Genomic DNA, 235 nt, shown 5'->3' with positions numbered 1-235 from the left:
TCTCAAAGGACTGTCGGTTGCGAATCCTGAGCCGACCCGCGTGGGCGGCCTGCGCGTCTGAGACGACGCAGATGGGACTGAAGATTCCGCGCAATTCAAACATCGCGGGCCGCGGGGTCAGATCCGACGCGGCGATACCGTTGAGAACTGTCTGCCCGTTATTCGCGGGGTCCCCGAAGTCGCCTCCGTAAAGCATCCTGCCCGACCGATCAGGGTCGAGCGCGTGATCCAGGAA

General features: G+C 63.0%; 1 protein-coding gene. It reads right to left on the bottom strand.

Annotation, left to right across the window (positions count from 1 at the left end; translation table 11 throughout):
• Positions 1-235 (bottom strand): glycoside hydrolase family 2 TIM barrel-domain containing protein (locus tag SB775_RS33965; RefSeq protein ID WP_410865697.1); only part of this gene is annotated, 235 nt, incomplete at both ends.

The organism is Peribacillus sp. SIMBA_075, assembly GCF_046534585.1.
This window is presented reverse-complemented; position numbering and strand designations above follow the sequence as displayed.